Below are 3,710 nucleotides of genomic sequence, written 5' to 3'. Positions count from 1 at the left end.
TCCCGTTGTCCCCCTTCGACTGGAGGCCCGCAGTGCGCACCGGAGAACTGTTCGACGTGGTCGGCATCGGCTTCGGTCCCGGCGGGATCGCGCTCGCCGCCGCCCTGCACGAGGAGGCACCGGACCTGCGGTGCGTGTTCCTGGAAAGCCGCTCGGAAGCCGCGTGGCAGCCCGGCATGTTGTTGCGCGGCGCGGACACCCAGCACCACCCCAGCCGCGACCTGGCCACCCTGCGCGACCCGCGCAGCCGCTTCACGTTCCTCAACTACCTGCACGAGACCGACCGGCTGCTGGCGTTCCTCAACGTGCCCACGCACTTCCCCCTGCGCCGCGACTACGCCCGCTACGTGCGGTGGGTGGCCGACCAGCTGGCCGATTCGGTCCGGTACGACAGCCGGGTCGTACGCGTGGCGATCGCCGACGGGCACTACGTCGTGGAGACCGCGCAGGGCGGCCGTTTCCACGCCCGCGCGCTCGTCGTCGGCACCGGGCGCTCGCCCTACGTGCCGGCGCCCTTCGCCGAGCAGTTGGGGGACCGGGTGTTCCACAGCAGCGAGTACCTGTGGCGGCTGGAGAAACTGCGCCGCCACCACGACGGCCCGCTGCGCGCGGTGGTGCTCGGTGCCAGCCAGAGCGCGGCGGAGGTGTCACTGGACCTGCACGACGCGGGCGACTGCGTGCACATCGTCACGCGGGGCTTCGGCTTCCGGCTCAAGGACACCAGCCCGTTCTCCGAAGAGGCGTACTTCCCGGAGCACACCGACTACTACTACGCGGCGTCGCGGGAGAACAAAGCCCTGCTGGACAACCAACTCCGGTCCAGCAACTACTCGTCGGTCGACCAGGACGTGCTGGAAAGCCTGTACGTGCGGCGCTACGAGGACGGCATCGACGGCGACCCCCGCCTGGTCCTGCACCGCAACAGCGAGGTCCGGGACATCGAAGCGGGCGACGCGGTGCGCCTGGCGCTGCGCGAGTCGACCACCGGCGAGCACACCGAACTGACCTGCGACCTGGTGGTCCTCGCGACCGGCTACCGCGACCTGGGCCCGCGGGAGAACCAGGAAGCCCACCCCCCGGTGCTCTCCGACGTCGTCGAGCACCTGGCCGTCGACGACCGGGGCGTGCTCAGCGTCGACCGCGACTACTTCGTGCCGCCGAGAACCCCGGACGTCCCCCCGCTGTTCCTCAACGGCCTGTGCGAGACCACCCACGGCCTCGGCGACGCCGGCTCGTTCAGCCTGCTCTCCCTGCGCGCCCGCACCCTGCTCACCGCCATCCGCACCCACCTGCCCGACCAGGCCGGGTGACGCCCGCCCGGCGCTGTCTCAGCGGCTGCCCGCGACGGCGGTCCAGAGCTGGTCGCGGCTGCCGTCGCACGGGGCGAGTTCGACGCGGGCCAAGGCCCGGGTCGCGGTCAGGCACGTGTTGGCGTGGCCGACGTTCTCCAGGACGAACGCGCCTTTCGGCCGGGTGCGCTTCGCCCAGGTCTGGGTCCGGGTGCCGATGCAGCGCAGCGTCCGGACGTCCTGCGGCTCGTAGCCCGTCAGGCAGTCGACGGCCGGCTTGACGGGCACCGTGACGTACGGGTCGGGGCTCGTGGGGAAGATCCGCCACCGCTGGCCGATTTCGCCGTTCTCCGGGCGCAGCGTCACCAGGCCGCCGTCGCCCGCGCTGAGCACCAGGGCGGGCTTGCCCACGCTGCCGATCCGGACGTAGTCGTACGGGTCGTCGTCCGCCGCGTGCGCGGCCGGGGTGAGCAGGAGCAGGGCGGCCAAGCAGAGCAGGAGTCGGCGCATGAAGCCATTGACCCACGTCGGGCAGCCACGGACGGGTGTCCTTGCTGCGCTCAGCGGTGAAAACGTGGTCACGCGCGGTCAGCGGATGCCGCCGGTCCCCGGCTTGGCCGGAGGCCCGCCCCGCCATGGGAGACGGGGGCGGGGCGGGCGCCCGCGAGTGGCCAGGAGGCGACCACGCGGGCCCGGCGCGCCGCCGATCAGCGTCGCGCGAGCATCGGGACGGCCAGCAGCACCAGGACGGCGACTTCGGCGAGCACGCTGATCAACGCCTGCGGCGCGGGCTGGAAGCCGCGTTCGACGAACCCGCCGATCCCGGTGCTGCGCGACAGCGAGAACCCGATGATCGAGCAGACCGCCAACGCCGCCGCGCCGAGCCGGGGCACCGGGCTGTCGGTGACGGGCAGCAGCAGCGCGACCGCGAACGCCCCGGCGGCCTGGAGCAGGAACGCCGGTCCGACGAGCGGGATGGCGCGGTAGCCGTGGACGTAGAGTTCGGCGTGCACCCAGCCACTCGTGGCCAGCGCGGCCGCCGCCGGCAGCCGCCACCACAGCGTGCGCGTCATGCCAGCCTCACGTCCTTCACCGCGAGCCCCGGCTCGCCCGGCCGGTAGGCGACCTCGCGGATGCCCAGCGCCTCGCCCAGCTTTCCGGCCGGCAGCACCAGGGGAGCGGGCGCGGGTTGCGTGCCGGGCGCGGGCAGCGGGTACGCCGTGGTGGTGGCGCTGTGGAAGGTCACGTTGCCCTCGGTCTTGGTGAACAGCTGGTGGACGTGCCCGTTGAGGCAGGTCACCGACGAGAACCGGCGCAGCAGGGCCAGCGCCTGGGTGGCGTCGTCGGTGCCCCAGCCCCACTGCGGGTACATCGCGAACAGCGGGATGTGGCTGAACACCACGATCGGGGTGTCCGAGGCCAGCCCCGCCACGTCCTTGCGGACGAACTCCAGCTGGTCGGTCCCGAGGTGGCCGAGCTTCTCCAGGTTCAAGGTGTTCACCAAGGACAGGAAGTGCACGCCCTTGAGGTCGAAGCTGTACCAGCCGTCGCCCGCGGTGCCCCGGCCGAAGGTGGCGCGGTAGTTGCGGCCCGCGTCGTCGATCGAGTCGTGCTCGCCGGGCACGGTCAGCACCTGGCCGGTGCGCAGCCCGCTCATCATCTGCTTGACCTGGTCGAACTGCGCGGGGGTGGACAGGTGCGTCAGGTCGCCGGTGTGCATCACGAAGTCGGGCCGCGCCGGCAGCGCGTTGACCTGGTCGAGGGCGTGCTGGAAGGAGTCCTCCACGGCGGTGTTCGCCGGGCCTCGGAAGCCCAGGTGGCTGTCGCTGACCTGGACGAACCTCAGCGCGTGGGGATCGGCGTCGGCGGTGACGTCGCCCGGTCCGGCGACGTGGCTGACGACCTCGCCGCCGACCACCGTCAGCACGACGGCCGCGCCGAACCACGCGGTGTGGCGCAGCAGTTGCCGCCGGGTCATGCCCTCGGGACCGGTGCTCTCCTCGGTCGTGCCCGGGCCGGTCACGGCGTCACCGCCACGACGCCGGTCATGAACGGGTGGATGGTGCACAGGTACTCGAAGCGGCCGGCGGTGTCGAACGTGAACTGGAAGCGGTCGCCCTTGTCGAGCACCGGTGAGCGCAGCGGCCCGGAGCCGCCCGTGCTGGTCACGGTGTGCGGGTCCTGGTCGGTGTTCTCCCACGTGACCGTCGTGCCCACCTTGACGTCGACCTCCGCCGGGGCGAACGCGAAGTCCTTTATGGACACCGCGTCGGCGGCGACCGGCGGGGCCGCCGCGGAAGTGCCCGAGCGTTCCGGTGCGGACGGCATCCCCGCGTGCGGGTCGGCGGGCGACGCGCACGCGGCGAGGCAGCACACCGCCGCTGTGCCGACCAGTAACCGTTGCACCCCAATGGGTTTCTT

Annotated in this window: 5 protein-coding genes; 1 reads left to right on the top strand and 4 read right to left on the bottom strand. The window is 72.3% G+C overall.

Going from position 1 to position 3,710, the window contains the following annotated elements; all coding sequences use genetic code 11:
• The first annotated feature begins 32 nt into the window (after nucleotides 1-32).
• Nucleotides 33-1,310, top strand: a complete 1,278-nt coding sequence (locus tag AC0HI0_RS16310; RefSeq protein WP_480933210.1) for a SidA/IucD/PvdA family monooxygenase — start codon at nucleotides 33-35, stop codon at nucleotides 1,308-1,310.
• Nucleotides 1,311-1,328: 18 nt separating this feature from the next.
• Here the strand turns inward: AC0HI0_RS16310 and AC0HI0_RS16305 are convergent, their stop codons facing one another.
• The 4 genes from AC0HI0_RS16305 to AC0HI0_RS16290 form a co-directional block, all read right to left on the bottom strand.
• Complete coding sequence (locus tag AC0HI0_RS16305) at nucleotides 1,329-1,799, bottom strand: hypothetical protein (protein ID WP_480933209.1); 471 nt, start codon at nucleotides 1,797-1,799, stop codon at nucleotides 1,329-1,331.
• A 197-nt stretch (nucleotides 1,800-1,996) separates the two neighbouring features.
• Nucleotides 1,997-2,362, bottom strand: coding sequence for a hypothetical protein (locus AC0HI0_RS16300; RefSeq protein WP_480933208.1), 366 nt, complete (start codon nucleotides 2,360-2,362; stop codon nucleotides 1,997-1,999).
• Nucleotides 2,359-3,312, bottom strand: a complete 954-nt coding sequence (locus AC0HI0_RS16295; RefSeq protein WP_480933207.1) for a metallophosphoesterase family protein — start codon at nucleotides 3,310-3,312, stop codon at nucleotides 2,359-2,361. The genes AC0HI0_RS16300 and AC0HI0_RS16295 overlap by 4 nt, the downstream gene beginning before the upstream one ends.
• A complete protein-coding gene (locus tag AC0HI0_RS16290) occupies nucleotides 3,309-3,695 on the bottom strand; it encodes a plastocyanin/azurin family copper-binding protein (RefSeq protein ID WP_480933206.1) in 387 nt (128 codons plus the stop codon). Before AC0HI0_RS16290 ends, AC0HI0_RS16295 begins: the two co-directional genes overlap by 4 nt.
• Between the last annotated feature and the right edge of the window lie 15 nt (nucleotides 3,696-3,710).

The sequence above is a fragment of the Saccharothrix sp. NBAS 001 genome, from assembly GCF_056640475.1.
The sequence above is the reverse complement of the archived record's forward strand: the minus strand, read 5'-3'. Positions and strand labels throughout refer to the sequence as shown.